The 25,799-nt window shown below is 51.8% G+C and carries 27 protein-coding genes and 3 pseudogenes; 18 read left to right on the top strand and 12 right to left on the bottom strand.

What is annotated here, in order from left to right; all coding sequences use genetic code 11:
- Positions 1 to 82 precede the first annotated feature (82 nt).
- Complete coding sequence (locus tag ACZ47M_RS07050) at positions 83 to 1,231, top strand: methyltransferase domain-containing protein (RefSeq protein ID WP_315342496.1); 1,149 nt, start codon at positions 83 to 85, stop codon at positions 1,229 to 1,231.
- Here ACZ47M_RS07050 and ACZ47M_RS07055 read toward each other — a convergent pair.
- Positions 1,226 to 1,417 carry a PCNA-inhibitor gene (locus ACZ47M_RS07055; RefSeq protein WP_010478823.1) on the bottom strand — a complete coding sequence of 64 codons (192 nt, stop codon included), beginning with the start codon at positions 1,415 to 1,417 and terminating at the stop codon, positions 1,226 to 1,228. The genes ACZ47M_RS07050 and ACZ47M_RS07055 overlap by 6 nt on opposite strands.
- A gap of 86 nt (positions 1,418 to 1,503) precedes the next feature.
- On the opposite strand from ACZ47M_RS07055, the gene pepQ reads away from it, so the two are divergent.
- Both pepQ and ACZ47M_RS07065 read left to right on the top strand, forming a co-directional pair.
- Positions 1,504 to 2,556: a Xaa-Pro dipeptidase PepQ gene (gene pepQ, locus ACZ47M_RS07060; protein ID WP_315342629.1), complete on the top strand. Its 1,053-nt coding sequence runs from the start codon at positions 1,504 to 1,506 to the stop codon at positions 2,554 to 2,556.
- A 266-nt stretch (positions 2,557 to 2,822) separates the two neighbouring features.
- Positions 2,823 to 3,896 carry an mRNA surveillance protein pelota gene (locus tag ACZ47M_RS07065; protein WP_315342494.1) on the top strand — a complete coding sequence of 358 codons (1,074 nt, stop codon included), beginning with the start codon at positions 2,823 to 2,825 and terminating at the stop codon, positions 3,894 to 3,896.
- Positions 3,897 to 3,960: 64 nt separating this feature from the next.
- On the opposite strand, the gene ACZ47M_RS07070 is transcribed toward ACZ47M_RS07065, so the two are convergent.
- Both ACZ47M_RS07070 and ACZ47M_RS07075 read right to left on the bottom strand, forming a co-directional pair.
- The gene (locus ACZ47M_RS07070) at positions 3,961 to 4,959 is read right to left on the bottom strand and encodes an AIR synthase family protein (protein WP_315342492.1); all 999 of its coding nucleotides are present in this window, start codon (positions 4,957 to 4,959) and stop codon (positions 3,961 to 3,963) included.
- A 5-nt stretch (positions 4,960 to 4,964) separates the two neighbouring features.
- Positions 4,965 to 5,753 (bottom strand): 7-cyano-7-deazaguanine synthase, encoded by a 789-nt coding sequence (locus tag ACZ47M_RS07075; RefSeq protein ID WP_315342490.1) that lies wholly within the window; start codon positions 5,751 to 5,753, stop codon positions 4,965 to 4,967.
- Positions 5,754 to 5,765: 12 nt separating this feature from the next.
- Between ACZ47M_RS07075 and ACZ47M_RS07080 the strand changes: the two genes are divergently transcribed.
- The 6 genes from ACZ47M_RS07080 (at position 5,766) to ACZ47M_RS07105 (ending at position 10,233) form a co-directional block, all read left to right on the top strand.
- Positions 5,766 to 5,981 (top strand): hypothetical protein, encoded by a 216-nt coding sequence (locus ACZ47M_RS07080; RefSeq protein ID WP_315342488.1) that lies wholly within the window; start codon positions 5,766 to 5,768, stop codon positions 5,979 to 5,981.
- Positions 5,982 to 5,992: 11 nt separating this feature from the next.
- Positions 5,993 to 6,220: a FeoA family protein gene (locus ACZ47M_RS07085; RefSeq protein WP_315342627.1), complete on the top strand. Its 228-nt coding sequence runs from the start codon at positions 5,993 to 5,995 to the stop codon at positions 6,218 to 6,220.
- Positions 6,221 to 6,229: 9 nt separating this feature from the next.
- Positions 6,230 to 8,206, top strand: coding sequence for a ferrous iron transport protein B (gene feoB / locus ACZ47M_RS07090; RefSeq protein WP_315342487.1), 1,977 nt, complete (start codon positions 6,230 to 6,232; stop codon positions 8,204 to 8,206).
- Positions 8,207 to 8,217: 11 nt separating this feature from the next.
- Entirely contained in the window at positions 8,218 to 8,487 is a 270-nt protein-coding gene (locus ACZ47M_RS07095) for a helix-turn-helix domain-containing protein (RefSeq protein ID WP_394356309.1), read from the top strand.
- A gap of 83 nt (positions 8,488 to 8,570) precedes the next feature.
- Entirely contained in the window at positions 8,571 to 9,812 is a 1,242-nt protein-coding gene (locus ACZ47M_RS07100) for an NDP-sugar synthase (protein WP_315342624.1), read from the top strand.
- 157 nt (positions 9,813 to 9,969) lie between these two features.
- Positions 9,970 to 10,233: a hypothetical protein gene (locus ACZ47M_RS07105; protein ID WP_315342485.1), complete on the top strand. Its 264-nt coding sequence runs from the start codon at positions 9,970 to 9,972 to the stop codon at positions 10,231 to 10,233.
- A 43-nt stretch (positions 10,234 to 10,276) separates the two neighbouring features.
- Here ACZ47M_RS07105 and ACZ47M_RS07110 read toward each other — a convergent pair whose 3' ends face one another.
- Complete coding sequence (locus ACZ47M_RS07110; RefSeq protein ID WP_315342482.1) at positions 10,277 to 11,086, bottom strand: DNA integrity scanning protein DisA nucleotide-binding domain protein; 810 nt, start codon at positions 11,084 to 11,086, stop codon at positions 10,277 to 10,279.
- A 134-nt stretch (positions 11,087 to 11,220) separates the two neighbouring features.
- On the opposite strand from ACZ47M_RS07110, the gene ACZ47M_RS07115 reads away from it, so the two are divergent.
- Genes ACZ47M_RS07115 through ACZ47M_RS07140 form a run of 6 tightly spaced genes read left to right on the top strand, consistent with a single transcriptional unit; the run spans position 11,221 to position 14,174 of the window.
- Complete coding sequence (locus ACZ47M_RS07115) at positions 11,221 to 11,769, top strand: UbiX family flavin prenyltransferase (RefSeq protein WP_315342480.1); 549 nt, start codon at positions 11,221 to 11,223, stop codon at positions 11,767 to 11,769.
- Positions 11,766 to 12,248 (top strand): Lrp/AsnC family transcriptional regulator, encoded by a 483-nt coding sequence (locus ACZ47M_RS07120; RefSeq protein ID WP_315342477.1) that lies wholly within the window; start codon positions 11,766 to 11,768, stop codon positions 12,246 to 12,248. The genes ACZ47M_RS07115 and ACZ47M_RS07120 overlap by 4 nt, the downstream gene beginning before the upstream one ends.
- Before the next feature lie 7 nt (positions 12,249 to 12,255).
- Positions 12,256 to 12,765 (top strand): class IV adenylate cyclase, encoded by a 510-nt coding sequence (gene cyaB / locus ACZ47M_RS07125; RefSeq protein ID WP_315342475.1) that lies wholly within the window; start codon positions 12,256 to 12,258, stop codon positions 12,763 to 12,765.
- A gap of 29 nt (positions 12,766 to 12,794) precedes the next feature.
- Positions 12,795 to 13,220 (top strand): class III signal peptide-containing protein, encoded by a 426-nt coding sequence (locus ACZ47M_RS07130; protein WP_315342473.1) that lies wholly within the window; start codon positions 12,795 to 12,797, stop codon positions 13,218 to 13,220.
- A 15-nt stretch (positions 13,221 to 13,235) separates the two neighbouring features.
- Positions 13,236 to 13,529 carry a hypothetical protein gene (locus ACZ47M_RS07135; protein WP_315342470.1) on the top strand — a complete coding sequence of 98 codons (294 nt, stop codon included), beginning with the start codon at positions 13,236 to 13,238 and terminating at the stop codon, positions 13,527 to 13,529.
- Positions 13,530 to 13,535: 6 nt separating this feature from the next.
- The gene (locus ACZ47M_RS07140; protein WP_315342468.1) at positions 13,536 to 14,174 is read left to right on the top strand and encodes a hypothetical protein; all 639 of its coding nucleotides are present in this window, start codon (positions 13,536 to 13,538) and stop codon (positions 14,172 to 14,174) included.
- Here the strand turns inward: ACZ47M_RS07140 and ACZ47M_RS07145 are convergent.
- The gene (locus ACZ47M_RS07145) at positions 14,146 to 15,339 is read right to left on the bottom strand and encodes a redox-regulated ATPase YchF (RefSeq protein ID WP_315342622.1); all 1,194 of its coding nucleotides are present in this window, start codon (positions 15,337 to 15,339) and stop codon (positions 14,146 to 14,148) included. The genes ACZ47M_RS07140 and ACZ47M_RS07145 overlap by 29 nt on opposite strands.
- Before the next feature lie 159 nt (positions 15,340 to 15,498).
- Here ACZ47M_RS07145 and ACZ47M_RS07150 point away from each other — a divergent pair, with 159 nt between their 5' ends.
- Complete coding sequence (locus ACZ47M_RS07150; protein ID WP_315342465.1) at positions 15,499 to 18,531, top strand: glucodextranase DOMON-like domain-containing protein; 3,033 nt, start codon at positions 15,499 to 15,501, stop codon at positions 18,529 to 18,531.
- A gap of 40 nt (positions 18,532 to 18,571) precedes the next feature.
- Here the strand turns inward: ACZ47M_RS07150 and cuyB are convergent, their stop codons facing one another.
- Together cuyB and ACZ47M_RS07160 are read right to left on the bottom strand one after the other, a co-directional pair.
- A complete protein-coding gene (gene cuyB / locus ACZ47M_RS07155; RefSeq protein WP_315342463.1) occupies positions 18,572 to 19,279 on the bottom strand; it encodes a cysteate racemase in 708 nt (235 codons plus the stop codon).
- A 13-nt stretch (positions 19,280 to 19,292) separates the two neighbouring features.
- Positions 19,293 to 19,637 carry a cupin domain-containing protein gene (locus ACZ47M_RS07160; protein ID WP_315342460.1) on the bottom strand — a complete coding sequence of 115 codons (345 nt, stop codon included), beginning with the start codon at positions 19,635 to 19,637 and terminating at the stop codon, positions 19,293 to 19,295.
- A gap of 146 nt (positions 19,638 to 19,783) precedes the next feature.
- Here ACZ47M_RS07160 and ACZ47M_RS07165 point away from each other — a divergent pair, with 146 nt between their 5' ends.
- Entirely contained in the window at positions 19,784 to 21,376 is a 1,593-nt protein-coding gene (locus tag ACZ47M_RS07165; protein ID WP_315342457.1) for a hypothetical protein, read from the top strand.
- 25 nt (positions 21,377 to 21,401) lie between these two features.
- Here the strand turns inward: ACZ47M_RS07165 and ACZ47M_RS07170 are convergent.
- The 5 genes and pseudogenes from ACZ47M_RS07170 to ACZ47M_RS07190 all read right to left on the bottom strand — a co-directional run bounded on the left by ACZ47M_RS07170 (position 21,402) and on the right by ACZ47M_RS07190 (position 23,986).
- Positions 21,402 to 22,098 (bottom strand): annotated as a pseudogene (locus tag ACZ47M_RS07170) (ABC transporter permease).
- A pseudogene (locus ACZ47M_RS07175) lies at positions 22,086 to 22,797 on the bottom strand (fluoroquinolone export ABC transporter permease subunit). Before ACZ47M_RS07175 ends, ACZ47M_RS07170 begins: the two co-directional pseudogenes overlap by 13 nt.
- Complete coding sequence (locus tag ACZ47M_RS07180; RefSeq protein WP_315342455.1) at positions 22,794 to 23,243, bottom strand: AAA family ATPase; 450 nt, start codon at positions 23,241 to 23,243, stop codon at positions 22,794 to 22,796. The pseudogene ACZ47M_RS07175 and the gene ACZ47M_RS07180 overlap by 4 nt, the downstream one beginning before the upstream one ends.
- Positions 23,240 to 23,566, bottom strand: coding sequence for an ATP-binding cassette domain-containing protein (locus ACZ47M_RS07185; RefSeq protein ID WP_315342452.1), 327 nt, complete (start codon positions 23,564 to 23,566; stop codon positions 23,240 to 23,242). The genes ACZ47M_RS07180 and ACZ47M_RS07185 overlap by 4 nt, the downstream gene beginning before the upstream one ends.
- Positions 23,567 to 23,731: 165 nt before the next feature.
- Positions 23,732 to 23,986, bottom strand: coding sequence for a hypothetical protein (locus ACZ47M_RS07190; RefSeq protein ID WP_315342450.1), 255 nt, complete (start codon positions 23,984 to 23,986; stop codon positions 23,732 to 23,734).
- A gap of 436 nt (positions 23,987 to 24,422) precedes the next feature.
- On the opposite strand from ACZ47M_RS07190, the pseudogene ACZ47M_RS07195 reads away from it, so the two are divergent.
- A pseudogene (locus tag ACZ47M_RS07195) lies at positions 24,423 to 25,790 on the top strand (metallopeptidase TldD-related protein).
- Positions 25,791 to 25,799 lie beyond the last annotated feature (9 nt).

Raw genomic sequence — 25,799 nt, forward strand, 5'->3', positions numbered from 1 at the left:
ACCACCTACCACTCGTTGGAACAATGACTTTTAAGCTTCTTGTCCCGCGCAAGCTTTAAAATGTCTCCGCCTATCTGGGACGATGATGGAGATAAACGAAGAACTGATACAGCTAGCAGAAGAACTAATAAGGAAAGGTTACGGTGAGAAAAAGCTCCGGGCCAGCCTGGGAAAGGACTGGAAGCTCATAGCGGAGATAGCCAGCGCCAGGATAAGGGCGAGGGACAAGTTCTCCAGGAACGACCTTTGGATGGACCTGGAAGGGCTCCGCTATGCAACGCACGAGATCGTGGCAAAATACCGTGCTGAGAGGCTTAAGGAGTTTGGGGTTAAAAGTATAGCCGATGTGTCCTGTGGGGTGGGGATTCAGATAATCTTATATGCCATAAAAGTTGACAGGGCCTATGGGATTGACATTGACCCCCTCAAAATAGAGTTCGCCAGGAGAAACGCCGAAAAATACGATGTTTCAAACATCGAGTTCATAAACGCCGACTCACTGGCCCCTGAAACCATTGAGAGAATCGACGCTGAGGTCGTTTTCTCTGACCCGGCCAGACCCCCGGAAATGCCCGAGAGAAGGCTTGAAGACCTCCTCCCCAGCCCCCTCGAGGTTTACACCGCCTACAAAAAGAAAACCGACGCCTTTATCTTTGATCTGCCCCCGCAGATTAGGCGGGAGAAAGTGCCCTGGGAGGGCGAGTTCGAGTACATAGACCTCTTTGGAGCGCTCAACCGGCTTACGTTCTACACGGAACCCCTGGCAAAGGCAGAGAGAAGCGCGGTTATCCTGCCGGAGGGGGTAAGAATCGAAAGCAACCCGAACCTGGAGAACATCGTGGAGTGGGCAACAGAACCGGGGGAATACATCTACGAGATACCACAGAGCGTGGACTACGCCGATCTAATAAACGAACTCCTTCACGCCCTCCCGGTTGAAGCAAAAATGCTCACGAGGGAGAAAAGGCGCGTTTTAGCAACCGGAAACGAAGAAGTAAAAAGTCCCTACCTAAAGAGAACATACCACGTTGCAGGCGTTCTTCCATTCCATCCGGTCAGAATAAACGACTTCCTGAGGAAAGAGGGCTTTGGAAGGGCAACGTTAAGAATAAGCGTTCCAGAGAGCGAATACTGGAGAATCAGGAGGAAGATCGAGGAAAATCTGAAGGGAGAAAGAAGGGCGTTCGTCTTTAAAATCGGAGAAAAGGCCGTGATAGCGGAAGAGCTATAATTCCTCAATCTTTGCGTTTCGTATCTTTTTTGACCCGATGCGGAGCTGTTTGAAGTAAGCAACGTGCTCAGCTGGGAGAAAAGCGTCCAGACTGGTCTCCTTCAGGCGCTTTTTTCTCTTTTCCGGTTCTTCCTCTTTCTTGACCGAGCCTCCAGCTTCTATGAACTCGTCTATCCTGCGGTACATGATTCCAACCGCCACAAGTAGGCTAAGTAGTATAAAACTTTTCCGACGAAAGGGTTTTATCCTTCCAGCCAAACACCCGTCTGGTGATTAAGATGAGGATCGAAAAGCTCAGGGAATTTATGGCTGAGAAGGAGCTCGACGGAGTTTTGATAACCCAAAAGCCCAACCTCTACTACTTCACGGGCTCCTCGCCGGTTCTCGGTGGCTACCTCGTTGTGACGCCGGACGAGGCAACCTTCATAGTCCCGGAGCTTGAATACGAAGAGGCTAAAGAGACCTCAAAGGTGCCCGTTGAGAAGTTCAAGACCGGAAAGGAGCTCTACGAGAGGCTCTCATCCTTCAAGCTCAGGAAGCTCGGAATAGAAGGGGTAACCAGCTTCTCCACAATACAGACACTCAAGGAAAAGGCCAGCGTTGAGGACTTCACGGCAGTGGATGACGTAATCAGGGAGCTCCGCATAATCAAAACTCCGGAGGAGCTGGAGGTCATAGAGGAAGCCTGTAAGATAGCTGACCAGGCCATGCTCGTTGCCCTGGAGGAGATAGGCGAGGGCAAGCGCGAGAGGGAGATAGCGGCAAAGATGGAGTACGTCATGAAGATAAACGGCGCTGAAAAGCCTGCCTTCGACACGATAATAGCTAGCGGCTGGAGGTCAGCTTTACCGCATGGAGTAGCGAGTGACAGGAGGATAGAGCGCGGTGATCTTGTCGTTATAGACGAAGGGGCGCTTTACAGGTACTACCACTCCGACATAACGAGAACGGTAGTCGTTGGCGCTCCCAGCGAGAAGCAGAAGGAAATCTACGAGATTGTTCTGGAAGCCCAGAAGAAGGGCGTTGAGGCGGCAAGGCCCGGGATTACGGCGAAGGAGCTCGACACCGCAGTCAGGAACGTCATAGCGGAGTACGGCTACGGTGACTACTTCATCCACTCCACCGGGCACGGCGTTGGCCTTGAGATACACGAGTGGCCGCGCGTGAGCCAGCAGGACGAGACGGTCCTTAAGCCGGGCATGGTGATAACGATCGAGCCTGGAATCTACCTCCCGAAGTTTGGAGGCGTCAGAATAGAGGACACCGTGGTCATCACGGAGAACGGTTCTAAAAGGCTTACAAAGACGGAGAGAGAGCTTATTTAGACCCAAAAATTAACAAGCTTCGTCGGTCTTTAAGGTTTTCTTTTGAAGTTTTTCCCTCGCCTCGCGCTCAACAGTCATCAACCACACGTACATGATCAGGGTCATTGTATATCACCTCCAGTGATACATGAGTTCCCGCCTTTAAAAACCTTTCGCTTATGTATCACCGCGAGTGATATAAAAAACCAATGAACCTGTCTCGGGGGACAAAGGATAAAACTCCACCCGCGTATTACTGCAGGGCCTGAGGGCGATGAGGTGATACCATGGAGATAATCGAGGAGAACGTCAAGGAGGGCAAGATAAAGGTCAAGGCCGAAACTTTGGACGACCTCTGGCACCTCTACCACCTAATAGACCCGGGAGACACTGTTTACGCTAAAACCCTCCGCAAGCAGAGCCAGAGGAGCGATTCCCTGAGGGCGGAGAAGGTTGAGGCCATTCCGGTTTTCCTCGGGGTTAAAGCGGAAAAGATAAACTTCCACAGGTTCGCCAACCAGGTTCGCGTCACTGGGCCAATTGTTTATGCGAGCAGGGAGGATGTCCCCCTCGGCAAGTACCACACGATAGCGATTGAGGAAGGAACTGTGGTAACCATTGAGAAGCCCCGCTGGAAGGAGCACCACTTAGAGCGCCTCAAGGAGGCGGTTGAAGCATCAAAGAGGGCAAGGGTGATGATAGTAGTTATCGACGAGGGGGAGGCAGACATGGCGCTGGTGAGGGAGTACGGCGTTGAGGTACTCAGCAGCACGTCCCACAACCTCGGCGGGAAGCGCTACGACACGGACAGAGAAAGCGAGGAGAAGAGGTTCTTCCACGACCTGGCAAAGACAATGGAGGAGGTTATGAACCGGGAAAGGGTAGAGAAGGCTATCGTAGCCGGCCCCGGCTTCGTCAAGGAGACCTTTTACAGGTTCCTGCAGGAAAACTACCCTGAGCTCGCAAAGAAGGTCGTTGTAGAGGACACGAGCGTGACGGGGAGAACTGGCATCTACGAGGTCATCAGGCGCGGAACTGTGGAGAAGGTCTACCACGAGAACAGGGTTGCAAAGGAAGTCCAGTTAGTCGAGAAGGTTCTGGAGAACATAGCCAAAAACAGCGGCTTAGCGGCGTACGGCCTCACGGAGGTGGAGGAAGCGGTAAACTACGGTGCGGTGGAGACGCTCCTCGTTTTGGACGAACTCCTCAAAGGAGAGCAGAGGGAGAAGGTAGAGGGGCTGATGGAAGCTGTTAGGTATTCGCGCGGCGAAGTGGTGGTTGTAAGCTCGGAGCATGAAGGGGGCGAGAAGCTGAAGGCACTGGGCGGTTTGGCAGCCCTGCTGAGGTTCAGGGTGAAGTGAATGTTCATCAGCTCCAGGCACGACTCTGTTTCGTCTTTTATCCCGCAGGCTGATCGAAACACTCTTATACATCGTAAAGCCCCACGTAAGGATCCTCTCTGAACTCCGGGAAAGGTTTTTCTTCATTGTTTTCGACTAAAATCCTGTCCTTCTCCTCCGTGAACTCCCCGAGCTCGAAGGCCAGGATTCCGTTTTTGATTAATTCCACAATTAATGAATCCGCGTTTTCAGGAGGTGTTATCGCTATCAGCGTTCCCGTTGAGGAGACGCTCCAGGGCTCAAGGCCGTAGAAGGCCAAAACCTTCTTCACAAGGGGATCGAGGTTGAGCTTCTCAGCATAAACCCTGAACCCAACGCCAGAGTTCTCCGCTATCTCGTGCAAAGCCGTTAAGCCCCCTTCGGTTGCATCGTGCATTCCCCTGACGTAGGGCCTTGCCACCAGAGCATCAGGGACTGCGGTTTCGAAGTAGAACGAGCGCTTGAGGCTCATGAGCTCCTTCTTTGGGAGGATTTTCGAAAGCTCTTCTTCCCTAAAGTACGCCGCAGAGACCGCGAACTCAAGGCCAACTTTGGCCGTAACGATGATCTTGTCACCAGGCTTTGCCAGCGGGAGCTTAAGCTCGTGCTTTCTCACGATGCCAATGGCGGTGGTGGTTGAGGTAGGCTCCGAAACGCTCGGGTAAGCCCCGGTGTGGCCCCCTATTATGGAGCTCCCGTACTTCAGGCACTCCCCGTGGAGGTCCCCCATTGCCGTTCTGAGGAATTCCCTGCCCGTGCCAGGGGGTAGGAGTATGTCAACGACAAGCCACCTTGGGTTAGCCCCGAAAACCGCCACATCGCTCGAAGCGAAATGGTAGGTGAAGAAGCCGAAGGTTTCCCTCGGAACGCCAAGGGTTGGGTCTGTCGCTATCACCAGGTAGTTCTCATCGTCGTATTCCAGAACGGCCGAATCAAAGCCCTCCCTTGGCCCGTAGATCACCTTAGCATCCCCGACGCCAAGGTTTGGAAAAACTACCTCTCTCAACAGCTCATTCCTCAGCTTTCCAGGGGGTAGCTCAACCATTTGCATCACCTGAGCTTCTCCGTTACCCGTCTGATTTCATCGATAGTTTCGTTATCGCAGTTCCAGCACATTACCTCAAAGCCCGGAACCCGGACGCTGACGCGGACTTTTCTCTCTCTGGCGATTTTGCTTATCTCGTAATTCACCTTGTAAGCTAAGTCCATTAACTCCGGCGTCACGATTTCTTCCCTGTCGATGTATTGAAGCGGACAGCCCTCGCGCCACTGCCTCCTCCTCGCGTGCTCGTACATGCGATAGGGCCTTATTCCGGCTTCATCCGCGAGGGCCTCGACTTGCTCCGCCGTGTACTTTATGAGGGGCCTGAGGGTTGGTATCCCTATCTTGGGAACCTCGCAGAGCCTTACATCGGTTTTACACTGGTCGAGCAAGGCCCCGATTATCTTGTCGTTGGCGTTGTCGCCCTTCGCTAAGACATCGAAGCCGTTGTTGAGGGCAAACCACTTCGCGTTCCAGAGCATGACCTTTTTGCAGTTTATGCAGATCGGGCCTTTCCTCCCGGCGGCTTCCCTGAGGAGGCCGTCGGTTATATCAACGAGAAAGTGGTTGAGGTTGAGCTTTTTGGTGAACCCCATCGCCCACCTTAGAGTTTCCCTCCAGCTCCAGCGATGGAAGAATGTCAAAGCCGAAACATCCAAACCCGCCTCTTTGAGCAGGTATAAAGCGAGAGAGCTGTCCTTTCCGCCTGAAAACATTACGAGTATCCTCTTATCGAGAAGTCCGGCTTTCTCCGAGAAGTTCTTTATCTCCTCGATGGCATCCTCAAGAGCGGGCATGGGGGAAAATAAATGGGGGTGCTTAAAAGTCTGAGCCTCAGACCTTTCAAGCCACTCTCCCCAACGGGGGAACTTGTAGCGCTCGCCCCGGTAGGCCTTAACCCCCCAAAGGATTTTGGAATGCCCCTGAACCAGAACCCTTCCGAGTTCGAACCGCTGAGTTTTGTTAGGCTTACCAAAAATTTATTAAGCCTTTTCTGGAAACCTCACTGGGTTAGGAAGACCTAACGGTGATGATCATGATTGTTCCGTTGAACTCCCTTCGTCCGGGCGAGGCTGGTATCGTCGTGAACCTCCAGGGCGGGCCGAACTTCAGGAGCAGGCTCTACGCCATGGGCCTCGCCCCCGGTGCAGCGGTCAGAGTTGTCAACGTCTACAGCTCCGGGCCGGTCGTGGTTGAGGTTGGGGGGACAAGGCTGGCCCTCGGGAGAGGAATGGCCTCAAAGGTCCTCGTGAGAAAGCTTTGAGGTGGGAGCATGGCGATGAAGGTCATTGCCCTGGCTGGAAACCCCAACGTTGGCAAGACCACGATATTCAACGCGCTCACGGGAATGAGGCAACACGTGGGCAACTGGCCTGGAGTAACAGTGGAGAAGAAGGAGGGAATTTTTGAGTATAGCGGTGAGCGCTTTTTAGTAGTTGACCTTCCTGGAACTTACTCCCTCACCGCCCATTCCGCTGATGAGCTCGTTGCGAGGAACTTTCTCCTCAACGGAAACCCGGACGTTGTGGTAAACGTTATCGACGCAACCTCCGTCCTCAGGAACCTGTATCTGACGATGGAAATCTTTGAGATGGGCATTAAAAACGTCGTCATAGCCCTCAACAAGATAGACCTCGCCGAGAAGAAAGGCATAAAGATAGACGTCGGGAGGATGTCAAAGGTCCTCGGCGTCCCCGTCGTTGCCCTCAGTGCCAGGGAAGAAAGGGGCCTTGAGGGGCTGAAGGAGGCCATACTGAAGGTTGCCCATGGAGAAATCGCTGGCACCCCAATCATACCCCAGTACGAGCCAGAGGTGGAGAGGGAGATAGAGCACATATCAAAATGCCTGGAAGAAACCAGGCTTGCCTCCCGCTATCCCCCGCGCTGGCTCGCGATAAAGCTCCTCCAGCGCGATGACGAAGTTATAAAGCTCGTGAAGAGGCATCTCGGAGAGGAAAAGCTCAACGAGATAATGACGCACATCAATGAGCTTGAAGAAAAGTACGGGAGGGCCGTAGACCTAATAATAGCCGGCCAGAAGTTCGAGTTCATAGACAGGCTCACCCATGAGTTCATGACCCACAGCCAGCTGAAGGAAGAGACCTTTACGGACCAGCTCGACAGGATCCTCATCCACCCGGTTTACGGGTTCGTGGCTATGGCGCTCGTCTTCTACGCCCTCTTCAAGTTCGTCTTTACCTTTGGCCTGCCATTGCAGGAAGCCCTTGACAACGCTTTCTCGTCCTTTGGGGAGTGGCTTGCACCTCAAATAGCGAACGAGACGCTCAGTGGTCTGGTCAGTGGTATCATCGGTGGCGTCGGGGCGGTACTCAGCTTTTTCCCGCTCGTCTTCCTCCTGTTTTTTGCCCTGAGCTTCCTCGAGGATTTAGGGTATATGGCAAGGGTTGCAGTCTTAATGGAGGGTATATTCCGGAGGTTTGGCCTTCCCGGGAAGGCAATAATACCCCTCATACTCGGGCTCGGCTGTAACGTTCCGGCGGTGATGGCGACCAGAACCCTCGATGAAGAGAAGGACAGACTGGTCACGATGTTCGTGAGCCCCTTCATCCCCTGCTCCGCCAGGCTGAGCGTTATAAGCTTCCTCGCCGGCACTTTCTTCGGCTCCAACCAGGCCCTCGTTGCCCTCAGTGTTTACCTGCTGGCCTTCGGCGTGGCCCTGCTTTCAGCGGGGATTGTGGGCCACTTTATTCAAGGAGAGGGCAGTCCGTTCGTCATAGAACTTCCCGAGTACAACATTCCGACCTGGAAAACCCTCCTCCTGCACCCCTGGGAGAGGAGCAAGGAATTCGTGAAAAAAGCGGGCACCGTGATACTCGCGGGGGCAATCGCCATCTGGTACCTCAGCAACTTCCCGGCACCCATGGGAACCGGTGAGAGCTACGCCGAAAAGCTTGGACACCTCTTTGAGCCCTACGTCCGGCTGATGGGCCTCGACTGGAAGGCAGCGGTAAGCCTGCTCTTCGGCATAGTGGCGAAGGAGAACGTGATATCGACCTACGGCGTCCTCTACGGGAGCGAGGAAGCGATAAGGAACGCCCTAACTCCTCTCCAGGCGTACGTGCTAGCTGTCGTTACGACCCTCTACATACCCTGTGTGGCCACTATAGGCGCCATAAGGGCCGAGAGCAGCTGGAGGTGGGCCGCAGTGGTTACCCTCTACATGGTAGGCGTGGCCTCGGTGATCGGCATTATCGTCTGGCACCTTGGCATTGCCCTGGGGGTTTCTTAACAGCTGGAGGGATGAAAATGGGAAAACTGGAGAAAGTCCTGGAATTGATCAAAGGGGGAACCACGCGGGAGGACGAGATAGCCGAAAAGCTGGGAATAGCACAGGAAGAGGTCGAGGGGATGATAAAAATCCTTGAGAGTCTGGGCTACGTTGAGAGGATCGAACACGGCTCAGAATCGTGCAAAACCTGCCCGCTGAATAAGATCTGCTGGGGGTCTTGCCTCAGGCCAGGCGTTGAGACGTTTAAACTGACGGACAAAGCTTTCTCCCTAAAAAAGTGAAGCCCATTGCTCACTGAGAGGGATATATTTTACGGCCGTAAAATATATAAGCCCCGGAAGATAAGGCTATAATGGTGGAGATCATGAAAGCGGTTATTCTAGCCGGTGGTTTTGGAACCCGCCTGAGGCCGATATCCTCAACGAGACCGAAGCCGATGGTGCCCGTTCTCGGAAAGCCCAACCTGCAGTACATTCTGGAGACCATCGAGAAGATCCCGGAAATAGATGAGGTCATACTTTCCGTTCACTACATGCGCGGCGAGATCAGGGAGTTCATAGACGAGAAGATGGCCGACTATCCCAAGGACATACGCTTTGTAAACGACCCGATGCCCCTCGAAACGGGCGGTGCCATTAAGAACGTTGAGAACTACGTTGACGAGGACTTCCTGGTAATTTACAGCGACGTCTTCACGAACTTCAACTTCAGGGAGCTCATAGATGCCCACAAGAACAACGGTGGCTTAATAACGGTTGCCGTGACCAAAGTCTACGAGCCAGAGCGCTTCGGTGTTGTCGAGGTCGATAACGATGGCAAAGTCACCCACTTTGAGGAAAAGCCCAAGCGGCCCAAGAGCAACCTGGTTGATGCGGGAATCTACATGGTGAACAGGAAAATCCTCGAGGAAATTCCGGCTGGAAAGGAGGTCTACTTCGAAAGGGAAGTGTTTCCAAAGTTTGTCGCCAGGGGAGAAGTCTATGCCTACAAGATGCCGAAGGATTACTACTGGGTCGACCTCGGCACCCCGGAGGATCTCTTCTACGCCCACCAGATAGCCATGGATGAGATAGCCAAGAACAACGGCTACATTACCGTCAGGGGGAACGCCGAAGTTCCCGAGGACGTCGAGATCCAGGGGCCAGTTTACATCGATGAGGGGGCTAAGATAGGCCATGGGGTTAAGATCAAGTCCTACACCTACATCGGGCCCAACACCATAGTGGAAGACAAAGCCTACTTCAAGCGCGCGATCCTCATCGGGAGCAACATAGTCAAGTCCGGAGCGGAGATAAAGGACAGCATCCTTGGCGAAGGCGTTGTGGTTGGAAAGAACGTCCTCATCAAAGAGAACGCCGTGGTTGGCGACTACGCGAGGATAAACGATGACCTCGTAATCTACGGCGCCAAGGTGCTCCCCTGGAAGAAGGTGGATGAGTACGAAGCATACATAAAGGTAAAGCTCGATCCCACAAAGGTAAGGCCCGGCCAGTACCCTGACCGCTGCCCGCTCGGCCTGCCGGAGTGCATCTACAAGAAGTTCAAGGCCATAGCCAGCGAGAAGCCGCCCTGCGATGAATGCATAGAGAACCAGTGGCTGTTCTGAGCTTTTTACCCTTTGCCCTTATTACTGCCCTCTGGGATGTAGAGGTCAGACGCTTCCTTGAAATCCTCTCTCCAAGGGGGATGGCGAGAATTACCGGAGATTTGCGGATACAATAGTCCTAGGGCCTGCTTGCTGGCAGTCCTCTTTTCCCATGGGGATGGTGTCCAAGTATAGAGAGGCCAGGGAATACTCTAAACTCCACGGGATCGAGGAGAGAATCCTCAAAAGACAGACTATAAACGCAATCTTTGTCCTCGTTTCAATACTAATTGCTTCCACGCTCGTTTTAGTGTCGTTAGTGGCGCTCTTCACTGACGCATATATAGGCTTCAATTACACAGAGACCGAAATGGGGGCAGAAAGGGGACGGCTTGTAGTTAAATCTATTTTCAGGCCGCCTCATATTTTCGTCTGGGGATGAATGGAGGAAACCCGGTTAAAGGAAGAGACCACTGACTCACATTTCAATATTTCATCCTCGGGTTGTACTCGAGGAGCATCATCCCGTTTTTGAACACCCTGATCGTGCCGCTCTCGGATAAGCTGATGGAAGTGGCCTTTGTTAGCTTGGTTATACCCGCCGCGGCTATATGCCTGGTTCCAAGGCCCGGTGGAAGCATTAAGTCCAGACCCTTTGGATCGACCTCAAGGTAAACCCCGGCAGAGACTATTCTCCCCTTCGGACTTATCACGAACGCCCCATCCAGCTGGGCGAACTCCTTTATTATCTCCTTACTCTCCCTGTCCAGAACGTTTATCCTGTGCCCCTTGAAAGGGTTTGGAAGCATACTGTGGGAGTGCTTTAGGACGTTCTTAACGTCCCCTACCACGAACAGAGTTCCAACGGGGTAACCTTCCCGGCCTTCAATGCTCAGCTCCACTGCAATCTCAATGAGCCTTTGTATAACGGACTGGGGCTGGGAGAAAAAGCCGTTGCTGGCAAAAAAGTTCTTTTTAACCCTTCTGAGACCAACAACTTCGGAGGAAACGTAAACGTAAGAGTCACCCTCCCTAAGGAGCCCCCGCTCAACCAAAAAGGCAGAAACAAAATTTAGAATGCTCCCGAGGTTTAAATTTCTGGGAATCGACAGCTTTAGGAGCCTCTTGTTTTTTACATCGAAGGTGGGGCCAATTAAGACGAGCGGAAACTCAGAGAACTCGCTGTTTTGGAGGAGTGTCTCTTCGGAAACCTCATCCAAAAAAACCATGGCTTTAGCCTTAGCGGCCTTAGCAAGGGTGAGAGCTGCATCAAGGAGAGGCTTTTCTATTGCCATATTTCTAACCCATCCAGGCTACTTCGGATTTGTTATTAAATTTTGCGGAGGGATTGGGACAAGTCCAAACCAAAAAATAAGCATGGGATAAAATTAAAAAGGTCTCTGAGGATGACTGATGGGGATAGGGTTCCATGGAAAAGAAGCGGTTCGTGGTTGCGCTCACGGGGGCAAGCGGTGCAATATATGGAGTCAAAACGGCCGAGGCCCTTAGAGAGCTTGGTCATGAGGTGGTTATCCTCGCTACTGAAACTGCAATTAAAATTGCCAGACACGAGCTTGAAATTGAGGTAAAGCCAGACTACGACGAGAAAAATCTCTTCGCTCCAATAGCGTCAGGTTCATACTGGTTTGATGGTATGGTAATAGCACCGTGCTCCATGAAAACGCTCTCTGCAATAGCCAATGGATACGCCGACAACCTCATAACAAGAACCGCGGACGTTGCTCTGAAGGAGAGGAGAACGCTTGTACTTTTAATTCGCGAAACACCCCTAAATCTGATACACATTGAAAATATGCTCAAAGCCGCCAGAGCCGGTGCGGTCGTGATGCCAGCATCTCCAGGTTTTTATACAAAACCCAAAACATTGGATGATATCGTAAACTTTATAATCGGGAGAATCCTAGATCAGCTCGGAGTGAGAGAATTCAACTATTCGAGATGGGGGAAGGGAAAATGACGCAGCTCGACGACATGGACAGGGAAATAATAAGACTGCTAAAGAGAAACGCGAGGTTAACAATCGCGGAACTCTCAGAGCAGCTCAACAAGCCAGAATCAACGATACACTTCAGGATCAAAAAGCTCATAGAAAAGGGAGTGATAGACCGCTATACGATCCTTCTGGGAGAAGATATGATCCCCAAGAAAACAGCTATCGTCGTAATTCAGGCAGAAACACCCATTATTGAGGACTTTTTAGAAAGGTATACCAACCATCTCATGAGGACCCTCTCAATGATGGCCAACGTCCTCATGGTAGCCAAAAGCGGCAAGGACACGATAATAGCTATTATAGGCGGAGAAAACGAGGACAAGCTCGATGAGTTCATAAACGAGAACATAAAAACACTACCCACATTAAAGAACGTGTACGTGTATCCCATCGACAAATTCGGCAAAGGCAAGGAACTCGTGAACCTCCTCGCGGAGGTGTGAGGCATCAATGGAAATCGAGATCAAATTCAGGGTAACCTTTGACGAAATCAGGGAGAAAATCGAGAGCCTTGGGGCTTCGTTTATAAGAGAGGAGGCTCAGGAAGACTTATATTTTTCTCTACCTTATCCTCAGCTTCTCCGAGTAAGGAGAATAGCAAACCTCGGAAAAGCTTTCCTGACCTACAAGGTGATTAACGACCCGGGCAGGAACGAGGAATTCGAGGAGCTCGAGGTCGAGGTTTCCAACTTTGACACAACGGTTGAGATTTTGAGAAGACTCGGATTTAGGGAGGACGTGGTTGTCAGGAAGAGAAGGCTTGTTTACAGGCTTGGGGATGTCACCTTTGAGCTCAACGAAGTTGAAGGACTTGGATCTTTTCTGGACATTGAAGTGATTGGGGATGATGCTAACAGGGCAAAGGAGATAATCTGGGAAACTGCCAGGAAATTAGGCCTGGGCGAAGGGGATGTGGAACCGAGACTTTACCAGGAGCTAATGAGGGAAAAATATTTATAACTCCAGATCAGATTTTTTGGTGGGCCCCAATGAAAAAAGGGCAGGGTTCCGTGGAGTATTTGATTATTATAGCCGTTGCCCTGATTCTTATCGGCATGACAATTTACTACTTGAGGGGGACAGCTGAAAATGTCCCCCAGAACATCAAGGTTAATGTTGACCCATTCACAAGTCCGAGTTCGACTATAGACACTGGAGACGTCAAGGTAGAGGTTTGGATTGAACAAGTCTCCTCTGGTGAGTACAAGGTCGAGTACAAGATATGGGCCTTGAAGAGCCCGATAAAGAAGGCCCAGCTTGCACTCGTCTGCATGAACAAACCTGAAAACGTCGCTGGCTATCAGGTGATAACGCATACCGGTCCTTTGAAACCAGTGAACTACTGGTCAAACTACTGGACGCCTGTTAAGGATGTTTACTTTCCCTGCTACCTCGACGTCTACATCTGGAAATGAAAACGGGGGTCTTTAATGAAGGGGTCTGCTAAATTCCTCCTCCCCATCCTGTTGCTTGCACTCTCCTCAGTTCCCGTTTCCTCGACATCCTTTGCCGTTTATTACGGCCGGCCCGGGGAGGAGACAATTGATGAACTTGGGGGTTTTGAGATTTTGATCCTCCAACCCACTATTGAACAGGATCTGATTTCAAGTTTATCCAGAAACCACACAGTCGTTGGCTATCTGAGCCTCGCGAGCATTGGGGGATGGGAATCGTGGGCCAAGGACGTTCCCGAGAGCATAGTCATCGGCGAAGACCCCGTGTGAAACGAGATGGTAGTTGACTTCTCATCCCCAATTTGGGAGAAGATTGTTCTGGAGGAAGCCATCCCTTATATCCTTTCCCGGGGCTTTGAAGGGGTCATTCTCGACAACTTGGATTACGTTGATAAATATCCTGAAAAGAAAACTGCCATGGTGGAGCTGATAAGGAGAATAAGGGAGCTTTATCCTGGAATAACCATAATCATCAACAGGGGCTTCTCAATAAAGGATGAGATTGCCCCTTACATCAACTACGTCCTCTTCGAGGATTTCATAACTTACTACGACTTCTCAACGCAGAGATACGAGATTTTTAAGGGAAGGGAGCTTGAGTGGGAAATCGAGCAGGTAAAGGAGCTCAAAGAGCTTAAGGTTCCCGTCCTAGCACTGAGCTACGCCAATCTGAGTGATAGAAAGCAGGTTGAGGAGTTCGTGGGAATAGTCTGTTATTACGCCAGAAAATACAACGTCTCTGGAATTTATCTGGCTGAAATAAGCCTTTATAGGGTTGGAATTGACCCGTGCCGAAATCAGCTGGAGATGGGAGAAGAAGAGAAGGAATCAAAGGAGGAATCAGAAAAATTTGGAAAGGTGTGCGGGCCAGGTTCTATCCTCGCCCTTACTTTGCTGTGGCGACGATTTTTATGATGTCGTTGAACTCAAGCTGGTAGTCGTCTCCCACGCGCCTGTGGGTTCTGGCGTTGACGGCGTAGAGAAAGGTTCTCCCGAGATCTGTGTGGACTTTGTAAGCTAAATCCCTCGGCGTTGAGCCCTTCGGAAGGAGATAGACGTGGGGCAATACGTTGCCGAACTGGTCGGCGAGTTTGTTCTCATCCTGGACAGGATAAACCGGGATGAGCTTGAGGAGTTCAAAGACTGCCCTGTTTATTACTTCCTGCACACCGGTTGAACCGAACCTCTCGAGAACCCTCTCCTTGATGAGCTGGAGCGCCTTTTCCTGCTGTGGATTCATTTTTTTAAGGACCTTAAAGTCGGAACTGCCCGGGATGTAGTCGATAAAGCCAGCCCTGGCAGCTTTCCTCAGCGTCAGTTCAGCGGCGGCTGAAGTTGGTATGACGATGTAGCCCCTCTTTTCACCTTCCTTCTTGAGCCTCTCAATCTGCTCGTCGCTCGCGGCGTCGGCCTTGTTAGCCGCTATAATCATAGGCTTGTTAATCTTCCTGAGCTCGCGGACAAAGGCAAAGAGCTCGTCGTCAGTCCATTTCGTTGGATCATCCCCGAGCCCGAGCCTGTGGATTGCCTCCCAGACGTCCCCCTCCTTAACGCCTATCCCGGAGAGGTGATCCGCTATCGCCTGCTCGAGCTTCATGTGCTGGAGCTTTATTCTCTTCGCAAACTTTTCCCAGCCCTTCTTGAGTATCCCGAGCATCCAGTAGTCTATCTCCCTCTCGAGAAACTCTATGTCCTCGACCGGGTCGTGGTGATCCGTCGGCTGTCCTTCGGCGTCGGTTTTTCCGGTTGCGTCAATAACGTGGATCAAAGCTGACGCCATTCTCAGGTCATCGAGAAACTTGTTGCCCAGGCCGCGACCCTCGTGGGCACCTGGAACGAGGCCTGCAACGTCTATCATTTTTACAGGGACCAGGGCTGTCCCATCTTTGTACTCGTAGTTCTGAGGGTTTGCCCTGCACCCGAGTTCTTTACAGGGATGCTCCGCTATTGCGTAGGTCACACCCACGTTCGCCTCTATTGTCGTGAACGGGTAGTTTGCTATGTCCACGTCAACCAGTGTGGCCGCTGAAAAGAATGTTGATTTACCCACGTTTGGTTTTCCAACGACGCCTACCTCCATTTCCTTCACCCACAGACAGTTGGGGTTTGGGTTAAAGACGTTTTGGACTGTGACCTCAAGAGAGGGCTCTCCATTGAGTATCGACGGTTGAAGAAGGGCAATAGAGTTAAAAAGGTAGACATCACAGATATCCATGATTCACCCCTGGAGGTGGTGCATGTGGGTCACAAGAGAAAGGCCCTGTACTCAGCGGCAATGGTGCTCCTACTTTTGGGGGGCCTGTTTGGGTTCATAAAACCGGGCGCAGCTACTCCAGAGGCTGGTTCCTTCTGGGTGGCAACATACCAGGCGGAAAGCGGAAGTATAGCCTCCATAACATACGGAAGCTCTGGGGCTGTCTTGGTCGGCAGTATAGCAGGAGCAGGCGTTGAGAGTTCAAACGCGTGGATAGCAAAGATCTCAGACGACGGAAGCCTGGTCTGGCAGAAGGCTGCCGTTGGTGGTCAAGTGCTGAGCGACGTTGAGATAAACGGCACCAACTACGTTGCCGTTGGAAGATATAACAACACAAACGCGTGGATTGTCAAATTTGACGAGAACGGGAACGTTGTGTGGCAGAAGGCCATCGGAGGGGCGGAAGACACCCAAGCCGTCGCTGTTTCTGGAAATTCCTTCGTGGGCAGCTACAACGGGCGCCCCTGGATAGTTATCTTTGACGAGAACGGAAGCGTTGTATGGGAAAAAACTCTCAACGGAGATGGAAACTACAGCTTTGCCGACGTTGTTATGGATGTGTACAAGGGCTACAAGTACTACTACGTGGTTGGATGGACCAACGGTACCAACGTTACTCAGAACGATGCTTGGATAGTAAAGTTCAGAGGAGACGGAAAAGTGGTTTACTGGCAGAAGGGGATCGCGGGTTCTGGAGACGAGAAGGCCACCTCGGCAATAATGATACCCGGCGGAGTATTGGTCTCAATCGTCACAGATAACGGGACGATTCTGGCTAAGTTCCACTACTTCGGCAACTTCACGTGGGCCAAATTCTACCCGGACGTTAGGATCAACAAACTTATCAACACTGGATACGATGTTGTGGCCGTTGGAGAGCTCAGCGGAAAAGGTTTCGCAATGAGAACCGACTACAATGGAAGCGTCATCAAGGCTGTAACCTACGAAACTGACGAGATGGGAGTCTTTAACGCAGTCGCATTCGACGCCAACACGAACGCTACCCTAATAGGCGGACGCTTGGACGGGCAGGCCTTTGCCATAAGGGCACCCCTTGAAGACCTTACGGTACCCTCGTGTGGCATTGTCAAGGACGTGGCAATAACCCCCGAAGATGTGAACCTTACAATAGTTGACACCAGCCTGACCCTCGGCAATGTAAACTCCACGGTAGTGGACACCTCAGTGGACTTCGTTGAGACCACCGCCAGATTCACCAAGTACATGCCTCCAAAGCTCGTTGCCAGCGTTGCTGACGTTGTTGGGGACGACTATGGGCCGGGAACCTACACATACCCAACGAACCCAGTCTTCAACCAGACAGGACTCTTCGACATAACCGGCACCGAGATTTACGAAACTGCAAGTGACTACGTCCTCAAAGTCCACTTTGCTAACCTCGGCGGCAACCCGTGGGGTGGATGGAACGGCTTCAGCCTGCAGATAGTTGAAGCCTACTTCGACTTCAAGGAGGGTGGAAACACTTCGGCAATCAAACTAGCGGAGAACGGACCGGGAGCGAACGTAGACCTTGACAGACCCTGGGACGTTGCAGTAAGAGTCACCGGCTGGACAAGCAAACTGGTACTACCAAACATGAGCACAATAAACATCGAGGCCTCGGCAGACACCGAGACCAACGTCATAACAATTAAGATTCCGAAGGAGTATCTTAACGTTACTCCGGACACTTACTTTGCGGTCATAGCTGGTTCACAGGACGGCTTTGGTATTGACGACTGGCGCAGTGTGGAAGTCCAGGCGGCAGAGTGGAGGATTGGTGGCGGTGATCCGGACGCAATAATAGCGGGAGTCGCTCCCAGGGTTATGGACCTCCTCGCTCCAGCCGGATTCAAGCCAACGCAGGAAGAACAGCTCCAGAGCTACAACACAGAAGCAGAAACAAGAGCAACCGTCGTAATGCTGCCGATTTCAGAGTTCATGCCTGGGATATACAAGGAAATAGCGAGCGTTGCTGATGTTGTTGGGGACGACTATGGGCCGGGAACCTACACATACCCAACGAACCCAGTCTTCAACCAGACAGGACTCTTCGACATAATTGGAGTAACCCTTTACGAGGGCTCCAACGAATACATCCTCCAGGTTCACTTTGCTAACCTTGGCGGCAACCCGTGGGGCGGATGGAACGGCTTCAGCCTGCAGATAGTTGAAGCCTACTTCGACTTCAAAGACGGAGGGAACACCACAGCAATCAAGCTAGCTGAGAACGGGCCAGGAGCAAACGTCAACCTCGACAGGCCCTGGGACGTTGCCATAAGAGTCACCGGCTGGACAAGCAAACTGGTACTACCAAACATGAGCACTATAGACATAAACGCTACCGCAAACCTGACAACTAACACGATTATCATCACTATTCCGAAGGAGTACCTTAACGTTACTCCGGACACTTACTTTGCGGTAATAGCCGGCTCACAGGACGGCTTTGGTATTGACGACTGGCGCAGTGTGGAAGTCCAGGCAGCAGAGTGGAGGATTGGTGGGGGAGATGCTGACGCTATCATAGCCGGTGTTGCCCCGCGCGTCATGGATCTCCTCGCCCCAGCTGGATTCAGGCCAACACAAGAAGAACAGCTCACCTCATACAACGCCAGCGAGACCAACCCAGAGAGAGCAACAATAGTGATGATTCCGCTAATACCAACCCCTGGAGGCGGTGGCGAGACCCCAACGACAACGACTAACACAACCGCGACCTCCACGGAGACTACTACACCGACCACTACGACTACTGCGCCTACGAGCACGCCGGTTACTGTTACTAAGACGGTGACTAAGACTGAGACTATGACTAAGACCGTGACTGACACCATGACAGAGACTTTTACTCACACTACAACTAAAACTGAGACTAAGACTGAAACAATGACCAAGACTGAGACTACGACCAAGACTGAAACAAAAACCGAAACCACCGGCGGTGGCGGAATCTGCGGTCCCGCAACAATAATCGGCCTAACAGCGGTTCCGCTACTACTAAGAAAGAGACGCTGACTTCCTTTCTTTTTTTGAATTTTAGAGCCTCGATTTCTTCTCATATCTCCGGGAGTTCTTCTTCACCCAAAGCAAGCTTCACCGCCTTCTCAGCGATGATATCCATCGGGTCTATCAGGGGGACACTCAGATCTTCGGGCTTAAGGGCAACACTCGCCTCGGTGCAGCCGGCTATTATCCCATCAGAGCGCTTTTCCAGCCTTCTTGCGACTTCAATGAGAAGTTTTCTCCCCAGTTCAAGGTTTCCAGCTTTTACTCCCTCGTATATGCCCCTCATAACCTTCTCCTGGTTTGTCTTGTTCGGCACCGCTATCTGGACGCCGTGTTCAAGGAGCGCTCTGTGGTAGACGAGTCCCTTGATGGTGCCGTCGGTTGCGATGAGGCCGACTTTCCTCAGCCCCATCCCCCGGACCACCTTGGCGGTCTCCTCCACCATGCTGACGAGGGGAATGCTTATAGCCCCCTGTATTGTCTCCGCGAAGAAGTGTGCCGTGTTGCAGGGCATTACGATGAAGTCGGCGCCCCAGCTTTCGAGCTTCCTCGCGCTGGCTATGAGCTCCGGCCTCGGATCCTCGCCGTGACCGAGTATAAAAGCTGTCCTGTCCGGTATCTTCGGGTTGTTGTAAATGATTATCCTCGGGTGATCCTGGTCGCGCTTTGCTGGAGTCTTCTCGACTATCCTCCTGAAGAGGTCGGCCGTTGCTAAGGGGCCCATGCCGCCGAGGATGCCTATGACACGCCCGGCCATGTCTCCTCAGCCCTCACCCATCCAGCCATACGGAGTCGTCGCCGTAGTAGTTAAGCTTTACCACAAAGAGCCTGAAGGGCTCGTCCTTCTCGTTGACGACCCAATGGACGGTTTTCGGCTTGACGAGGAAGATGTCGCCAGGCTTTGCTAAATACTCCGTCTCACCTATCCCAAGCCTCGCCTCACCACTTATTATGTAGAACAACTCGTACTGCCTCCCATGGTAGTGCCTTTTGACTGTTTGGTTCGGCTTTATCTCGACTATCTGGGCGTAGCTTCCCTTTGGTAGCTCACCCTCAAAGAGCGGGAGCTTTCTGTAGGTGCCCCTATCGATGAGGTTCCTGATTTCGGCCTTCATGGTACCACCGGTGGTCTTTTGTGAAGGAGGATAAATAAATCATTCCCTCAATAGGCGAAGTCGGGCTCGCCTGAAACCCGTCAGTTGTCAGACACTCCACTGAACAGCGAGACAAGACTTATAAAGACTACAGTGAACAGTTATATTTGGGTGATATTGTGAGAAGAATCCTCATAATACTGGCCATGGTGTTATTACTGGGAAGTGCGGTGTTAGGAGTGGCCGTATATAGCATCCCCGTGGATTCTAAGGAATACCTCGGAGCAAAAGTTGAGTACAGGCAGAGCTTTATATTCGGCCCTAACTTCGAAATCGAGCTTCCCCAGAAGGGATACGGAATCGTCACGGTGTCCCTTCTGCTTCCCAACGGTTCTCTAATGGATCTTGGAACGTTCTCTGGGCAGGACAAGATAAAAATAAGTTACGGCAGGCTTGTAAAAGCCGCGGAAATCTGGGATCTTCACCTGAAAACTGCTAATATCGATCCCAGCGCGGTGTCTCCCTCTCTGTTGCTAATGGGAACACTTCAAGACGAAAACGGCAACGTAAAATATTTCATAAAAGCCGTGCCTATTAACGTAGGGAAAGTCCTCGAGGGAAGAAGCATCCAGGTGAAGCTACCCAGGGAGAGCTCCAAAACCCTCTACAGCGGGGCACAAATAAGGGAGAAGTTTAGACCTGCCGGGCCCCAAAAAGCTAATGGAGACGCAGCTTCGGCAGCCACCGAAAACTGGCCGCCAAGCTTTGACTACGATCAGTGCTACCCGGTATGTGACCCCTGGACTGGAATTTGTTACCCCATCTGCCTTGTGTGGAAACTTGAAGAAGTCATAACCTCGGCCCCTGACACAATCATCCCCCTGGCGGCTTTTCAGGTTACTGGAAATACCAACGCAATAAACGCAGTTGTGATCACGGCACTGTACAAACAAAAAACGGTACAAAACCTTGAGCTCTCATTCTCTGCAGCGGCTGCCCTGGAAAAAGGTGATAGCAGCTCTTCAATTGAAGCAGAGGTAGCGGGCTTTTCATACACGATCAACACAAAAGATTTGAGTATTCCCGGTTCAGACACCCTGATCTGGGGGTCGAGGATTACAAGTCCTTCTGTGATCGGAGCAGGAATAAAGGGAAACGTGGTACTGGCAAAGTACCGTCTTTACTGGTGGAATGGCTTCTCCTCTCTACCCCTTGGTGATGTCGCATACGTAATCCTCGGAAAGCCAGACGAGGGGGACATGAATCTTAGAAGTTTCGTGGAGCCGGGATGGCCCGGTCAGGACGGGGGGATAATGAGAAAGACCATGTGGTTTGTCCACAGTTACTGGGAGCCTTCGTTTTACAAAGAGGAAACAGGACGTTTGGTAGTATATGACCTGAACTATGTTCAAAGTACCCAGACTCTCCCCCTATTCGCCGCCTCAGCAGCTGTGCTTGGGACCCTTAGTTACAGCAACCTTGAACTTGCGCCTTTCGTTATGGCAGTTGGAGTAGGATTCAACACAGACAGTGTGCAATATTCTTTACTTCACGTCGCTTTCCTGCTGAAAGAGGAGTACCAAGATGGACTCGTGGCGGGGAAAGTGTATTCGAGCAAAATCAAGTTCCACTACAATGGTAACGAGTACAAACTGGCAGGTATGTATGGGGACGTCTATGTCAGCACAGGTGGAAACTTGCCGCCTTGTGAAAAAAGAACTGGCATATGTCCACTATCTGGAGATTCCGACAGTCAGTAAATTTTTCAAAATTTTAAATTTTCAATTAAAGCACCCTCTTCCTGAACAGCAGCACGAGCGGGAGTAACCACGCGAGGTGAGCCACAACGGCAACTGGGAAATCCGGGTAGTTGTTAATTGGAATGCCCTCAAGGACCCTGTAGAGCCAGTAAGTTGGTAAAAATGCCGTGAACCTGCTCCAGTCGGTGGAAAGGTTTCTCCAAACGACGAGCTTTATCAGCGGAGGTAGCATCAGCAACCAGCCGAGGACCTTGGAAACTGTTAGCGCCTGCATCCTTGACTCCGGGAACACCGTGAGAAGAAGCCCGTAGAGCCACACTTCGAGGAGAAAGAGGGTGATCAACGCGAGAATTCCCTTTTGAGGCATTTCTATGTCAAGGATCCAGGGAGAAACAATAGCCATCAGCGCAGTGGCTATGGAAGCCCATGTGAGCCTGTAGGCTAAGAAAGCCTCGCTCGATATCGAAATAACCCGAAGTGCCTGTGTAGTCTTGTCCTCCTTTTCGCTGACCCTCATGAAGCCGGGAATCATGCCAAATATCATGTGAATATCAGCGTCAGGAGCGCGAGGAGAGGGTAGTAAACGCCAACGCGGTCTTTGAAGTAGCGGACGATTAAGAGGAGCACCAGCGTCATTGCAACGCTGTATATGAGCACCGGATCCCTCCTCACAGCTTAATATCCGTCCGGCAAATTGCTTTAAACTTCTTCACGAAGCTAATCTCAATCCCTCCACTGCGTATTTGTAAAATCTTAATTTTAGCGAGGCAACATGCCACACCCGCCCAGACAACTAAAGCTACTCCTGACTTCACCAGCGTATCCGCTGAAACCTCCACGAAAGGGGCTTTGAAGAAGTAGAGCGCCGGATAGCTTGGAACGGTGTAAAGGGCCTTCCAGATTTCGCCAGTGAGGTAGCCGTTGTAGTGAGTGAAGGGCAGGAGAGAAACTATAGAAACCGCCATTATAGGCACGAAGTAGTCGTCGAGGTCGCGGTACTTTGCCAAAACAGCAATCCCGAGGAGGGTATAGACCACCGATACCAAGAAAACTCCCGTCACCACGTAAGAAAGCCCTTCAAGTGAGCGGATGCCTATGATCATTATCAAAACCGCCCCAATGACCGACAGCAGGCTCATAATGAGTGTTTTGGCGATGATGTAGTCCCTCCACTCTATGGGTGTCACCGCCAAAGCCCCTATCGCTCCGTCCTTCTTCTCGGCGAATATCTCAGTGCCAACGAACATGAAGCCAACGAGGCCCGGCTCGAAGAGGAGGAATATGGGCACCATTGTGAGAAGGTATCTCTCTGGGAATATCATGAGCATTAGCCCGTAGGCCAAGTCTATCAGGATGTGTATGGGATAGACGTAGCCCCTTACGCCGAGGGTCAGGTTCGTCTTCACGAGCTTTCCAATCATACGAGCCTCCTCCCGGTAACCTTGAGGAATATCTCCTCCAGCGTTGGTTCTTCCGTGTTTATCCTCTTGACCTCGTAGTTTTTGATGATGTTTAGGAACTCCTCGTTTCTTCCGAGGTTCTCGAGCGGGAACTTGGCTATCTTGACATCATTACCAGCCACGTACTCCACCCTGACGAGTCTCTTCCCCATCTTCACCTTGAGCTCGCCCGGGCTGTCAACGAGGGCTATCTTCCCCTCAACGATAAAAGCTACTCTGTCGCACAGCTCGTCCGCGACGTACATGTTGTGGGTTGTCAGGAAGACCGTCTTGCCGTTTTCCTTCATCTCGAGGAGGAGGTCTTTTACCTTCCTTGCACTCCCGGGGTCGAGGCCCTCCAGCGGCTCATCGAGGAAGAGCACCTCTGGATCAGGAAGCAGAGCCCTCGCGAGGTCGAGCTTCTTCATGCCCTTGGGAAGCCGGATACAAGTTGATCTGCCTCTTTCTCGAGCCCGACCATCTTGAGGACTTCGAGGGGATCGAGGTGCCTTTTGTAGAAGCCCGCGAAGAATTGGAGGTTTTCTAAAGCAGTTAGCCTCGAATAGACGGCGGGAAACTCGAAGGACACGCCGATTTTGTTGTAGTAGTCCTTTCCCCAGTTCCTGAGATCCTTTCCAAATACCCTCACGGTGCCCTCGTAGTCCTTGATAATCTTCACGAGGAGTTTCACCGTTGTGGTCTTTCCAGCGCCGTTTGGCCCAAGGAAGCCGTAGATTTCCCCCGCCCCCACCGAGAAGTTGAGCCCATTAACGCCCCTTCACATCGCCGTAGTACTTCCTAACGTTCTCAACCTCTATGACCGACATACTTCCACCGGTTTAGGGTACGCGCTTGGTGTAGTTATAATTAACCCTACACATGTGCAGTTGCTCCATAACCTCCTCCAGCACTCAGATCACTCTCGGGGAGCAGAAGCTTTCTGTAGGTGCCCCTTGAGCTGGATGACATCCAATAGGGCTACAAAGAGACCTGGGAGGATTATTATCCACGGATTAATGTTCCATCCGAGGTATACCATGATCAATCCAAGGAGAATATATACGGTAATGGCCATTAAACCGGCTTTGGGGGCATTACTTCGTTTTTTAGAGTATAAATAAATAAGATAGAGGATGCCCAAGACTACAACCGCTCCAATCCACGCGTTCATTTTTATCCCCCCTTATGGGCCTGGAGTCCCTCCACTACAATAGGAACCCCAGCTACATGCATTGTAAACACACATTGGATCCTACTCACTGGTTTGGTAACGGCGAAAGGGTTCACGCAATCATTGACTTCCGGATACCGAGGGTAGCTGACTACGTAGACACCATATGCTCCAATCACGAGCAAAGCCACAAACACGGCCAGCAGTGCACGCCTCCGCATCGACCCCCCCTCCCCAGTAGGATTTTGCATTAAGAGTTTCTCACTTATCATATATAACACTTTCGCTTGTAAAGAAACAGAAATTAGCTGGTTTTAATTTCATAACAGAAGTATGTAACGCTTGGAGTTTCCTTTGTGACTCCCACCAAAGCCCTCACAAGACTTTTATAGGTTGCTTTCCACTCATCAACGGACAAATGTAATCGGTGGTGGCCATGGAAGCACTTGAAAGGGCCCTCAGATGGGCCGAGGAAAACCTGAAGGCCGAGTACATTGAGCTCCGCTATGAGGACCTGAGGAAAACCACTTTGGGCCTCAAGGATGGCGTTTTTACGAGCTTTACAGGGAAGCTCCACAGGGGAGTCGCCATAAGGGTTCTGGAAGATGGCGCCTGGGGCTTCTCCTCAACCAGTGACCTTTCAAACCTCGAGAAGAAGATTGAAGAGGCCTACAAACTGGCAAAGGCCGTGGCCGGAACAAAGAAAGAAAAGATAGAGCTGGCGGAGATAAAAACCGTTGAGGACTTCGTTAAGAGCAGGATGCAGGTTAAGCCCAGCGAGGTAGACATTGAGGAGAAGGTGAACCACCTCAGGGAGCTGGAGAAGCTCCTTAAAGAGGACAAGGCCGTCAAAAGCGTCCAGCTTCGCTACGAGGACGGCGGTGGTAGAAAGCTCCTCCTGACCAGCGAGGGGACGAGGATAGAGTGGGACTACAACTACCTCTACCAGGGAGTGTACGTCACGGGCAAGGCCGACGGAAAGCTGGCAATGGCGAGGGACAGCATAGGAGCGGTTGACTACGGCTGGGAGCTCATGACCGAGAGGGAGCCCAACGAGAAAGTTGCCGGGAGGGTGTTGAGGAAGATGCACAGCCAGCTTGAGGGAGTTGCACCGAAGCGCGGCGAATGGCCGATCGTTGCGGGCCCGATAGTGGTTGGCATCATCGCCCACGAGGCGCTTGGACACCTTGCGGAGGCCGACTTAACGATAAACTCGCCCTTCAAAGACCTGCTTGGAAAGTAGATAGCCCCCGAGTACGTCACCATGAGCGAGCGCCACGTTGAGGGCGGCTTTGGAAACGACAGGTATGACGACGAAGGCGTCCCGGTTAAGGACATCCACATAATCGAGAACGGTATCCTCAAGGAAATCATGCTGAACAGGGAATACGCGGCGAAGTGGGGCATGGAGCCGAATGGCCACGCCAGAGCCGAGAGCTACCGCCATGCCCCGATAATCAGGATGAGGAACACTATCTTCGAGCCTGGTGATTATTCCTTCGAGGAGCTGATAGAGGACATCAAGTTCGGCTACTACATCGTCGACTTCCGCGGCGGCCAGGCCCAGCTCAACTCGGCCTTCCAGGTCGGAATCCAGGAGGGCTACGTCATCAGGGACGGAGAGATAGCCGAGCCGATACGGGACACCTCCATCACTGGGGTTGCCATCGAAGCCCTCAAGAAGATCTCAGCGGTCGGCAACGACTTTGGCCTCGAGACCGGCTTCTGCGGCAAGGGACAGACGGCCTTCGTGAGTTCAGGCGGCCCGCACATGCGCTTTGATGGAGGGATCCTGATCGGGTGAGGTGGTGAA

This window comes from Thermococcus waiotapuensis (assembly GCF_055384795.1).

Coding starts and splice junctions, on each gene's coding strand:
- ACZ47M_RS07190 (WP_315342450.1), bottom strand. CDS start 23,986: ATGAACGCGTGGATTGGAGCGGTTGTAGTCTTGGGCATCCTCTATCTT.
- cyaB (WP_315342475.1), top strand. CDS start 12,256: ATGGAAATCGAGATCAAATTCAGGGTAACCTTTGACGAAATCAGGGAG.
- ACZ47M_RS07080 (WP_315342488.1), top strand. CDS start 5,766: ATGGGGGTGCTTAAAAGTCTGAGCCTCAGACCTTTCAAGCCACTCTCC.
- ACZ47M_RS07130 (WP_315342473.1), top strand. CDS start 12,795: ATGAAAAAAGGGCAGGGTTCCGTGGAGTATTTGATTATTATAGCCGTT.
- ACZ47M_RS07055 (WP_010478823.1), bottom strand. CDS start 1,417: ATGTACCGCAGGATAGACGAGTTCATAGAAGCTGGAGGCTCGGTCAAG.
- ACZ47M_RS07050 (WP_315342496.1), top strand. CDS start 83: ATGATGGAGATAAACGAAGAACTGATACAGCTAGCAGAAGAACTAATA.
- ACZ47M_RS07160 (WP_315342460.1), bottom strand. CDS start 19,637: ATGAAGGCCGAAATCAGGAACCTCATCGATAGGGGCACCTACAGAAAG.
- ACZ47M_RS07140 (WP_315342468.1), top strand. CDS start 13,536: ATGGTAGTTGACTTCTCATCCCCAATTTGGGAGAAGATTGTTCTGGAG.
- ACZ47M_RS07070 (WP_315342492.1), bottom strand. CDS start 4,959: ATGGTTGAGCTACCCCCTGGAAAGCTGAGGAATGAGCTGTTGAGAGAG.
- feoB (WP_315342487.1), top strand. CDS start 6,230: ATGGCGATGAAGGTCATTGCCCTGGCTGGAAACCCCAACGTTGGCAAG.
- ACZ47M_RS07120 (WP_315342477.1), top strand. CDS start 11,766: ATGACGCAGCTCGACGACATGGACAGGGAAATAATAAGACTGCTAAAG.
- ACZ47M_RS07110 (WP_315342482.1), bottom strand. CDS start 11,086: ATGGCAATAGAAAAGCCTCTCCTTGATGCAGCTCTCACCCTTGCTAAG.
- ACZ47M_RS07075 (WP_315342490.1), bottom strand. CDS start 5,753: ATGCCCGCTCTTGAGGATGCCATCGAGGAGATAAAGAACTTCTCGGAG.
- cuyB (WP_315342463.1), bottom strand. CDS start 19,279: ATGGCCGGGCGTGTCATAGGCATCCTCGGCGGCATGGGCCCCTTAGCA.
- ACZ47M_RS07095 (WP_394356309.1), top strand. CDS start 8,218: ATGAAAATGGGAAAACTGGAGAAAGTCCTGGAATTGATCAAAGGGGGA.
- ACZ47M_RS07180 (WP_315342455.1), bottom strand. CDS start 23,243: ATGAAGAAGCTCGACCTCGCGAGGGCTCTGCTTCCTGATCCAGAGGTG.
- ACZ47M_RS07100 (WP_315342624.1), top strand. CDS start 8,571: ATGAAAGCGGTTATTCTAGCCGGTGGTTTTGGAACCCGCCTGAGGCCG.
- ACZ47M_RS07115 (WP_315342480.1), top strand. CDS start 11,221: ATGGAAAAGAAGCGGTTCGTGGTTGCGCTCACGGGGGCAAGCGGTGCA.
- ACZ47M_RS07135 (WP_315342470.1), top strand. CDS start 13,236: ATGAAGGGGTCTGCTAAATTCCTCCTCCCCATCCTGTTGCTTGCACTC.
- ACZ47M_RS07105 (WP_315342485.1), top strand. CDS start 9,970: ATGGTGTCCAAGTATAGAGAGGCCAGGGAATACTCTAAACTCCACGGG.
- ACZ47M_RS07065 (WP_315342494.1), top strand. CDS start 2,823: ATGGAGATAATCGAGGAGAACGTCAAGGAGGGCAAGATAAAGGTCAAG.
- ACZ47M_RS07145 (WP_315342622.1), bottom strand. CDS start 15,339: ATGGAGGTAGGCGTCGTTGGAAAACCAAACGTGGGTAAATCAACATTC.
- ACZ47M_RS07085 (WP_315342627.1), top strand. CDS start 5,993: ATGATTGTTCCGTTGAACTCCCTTCGTCCGGGCGAGGCTGGTATCGTC.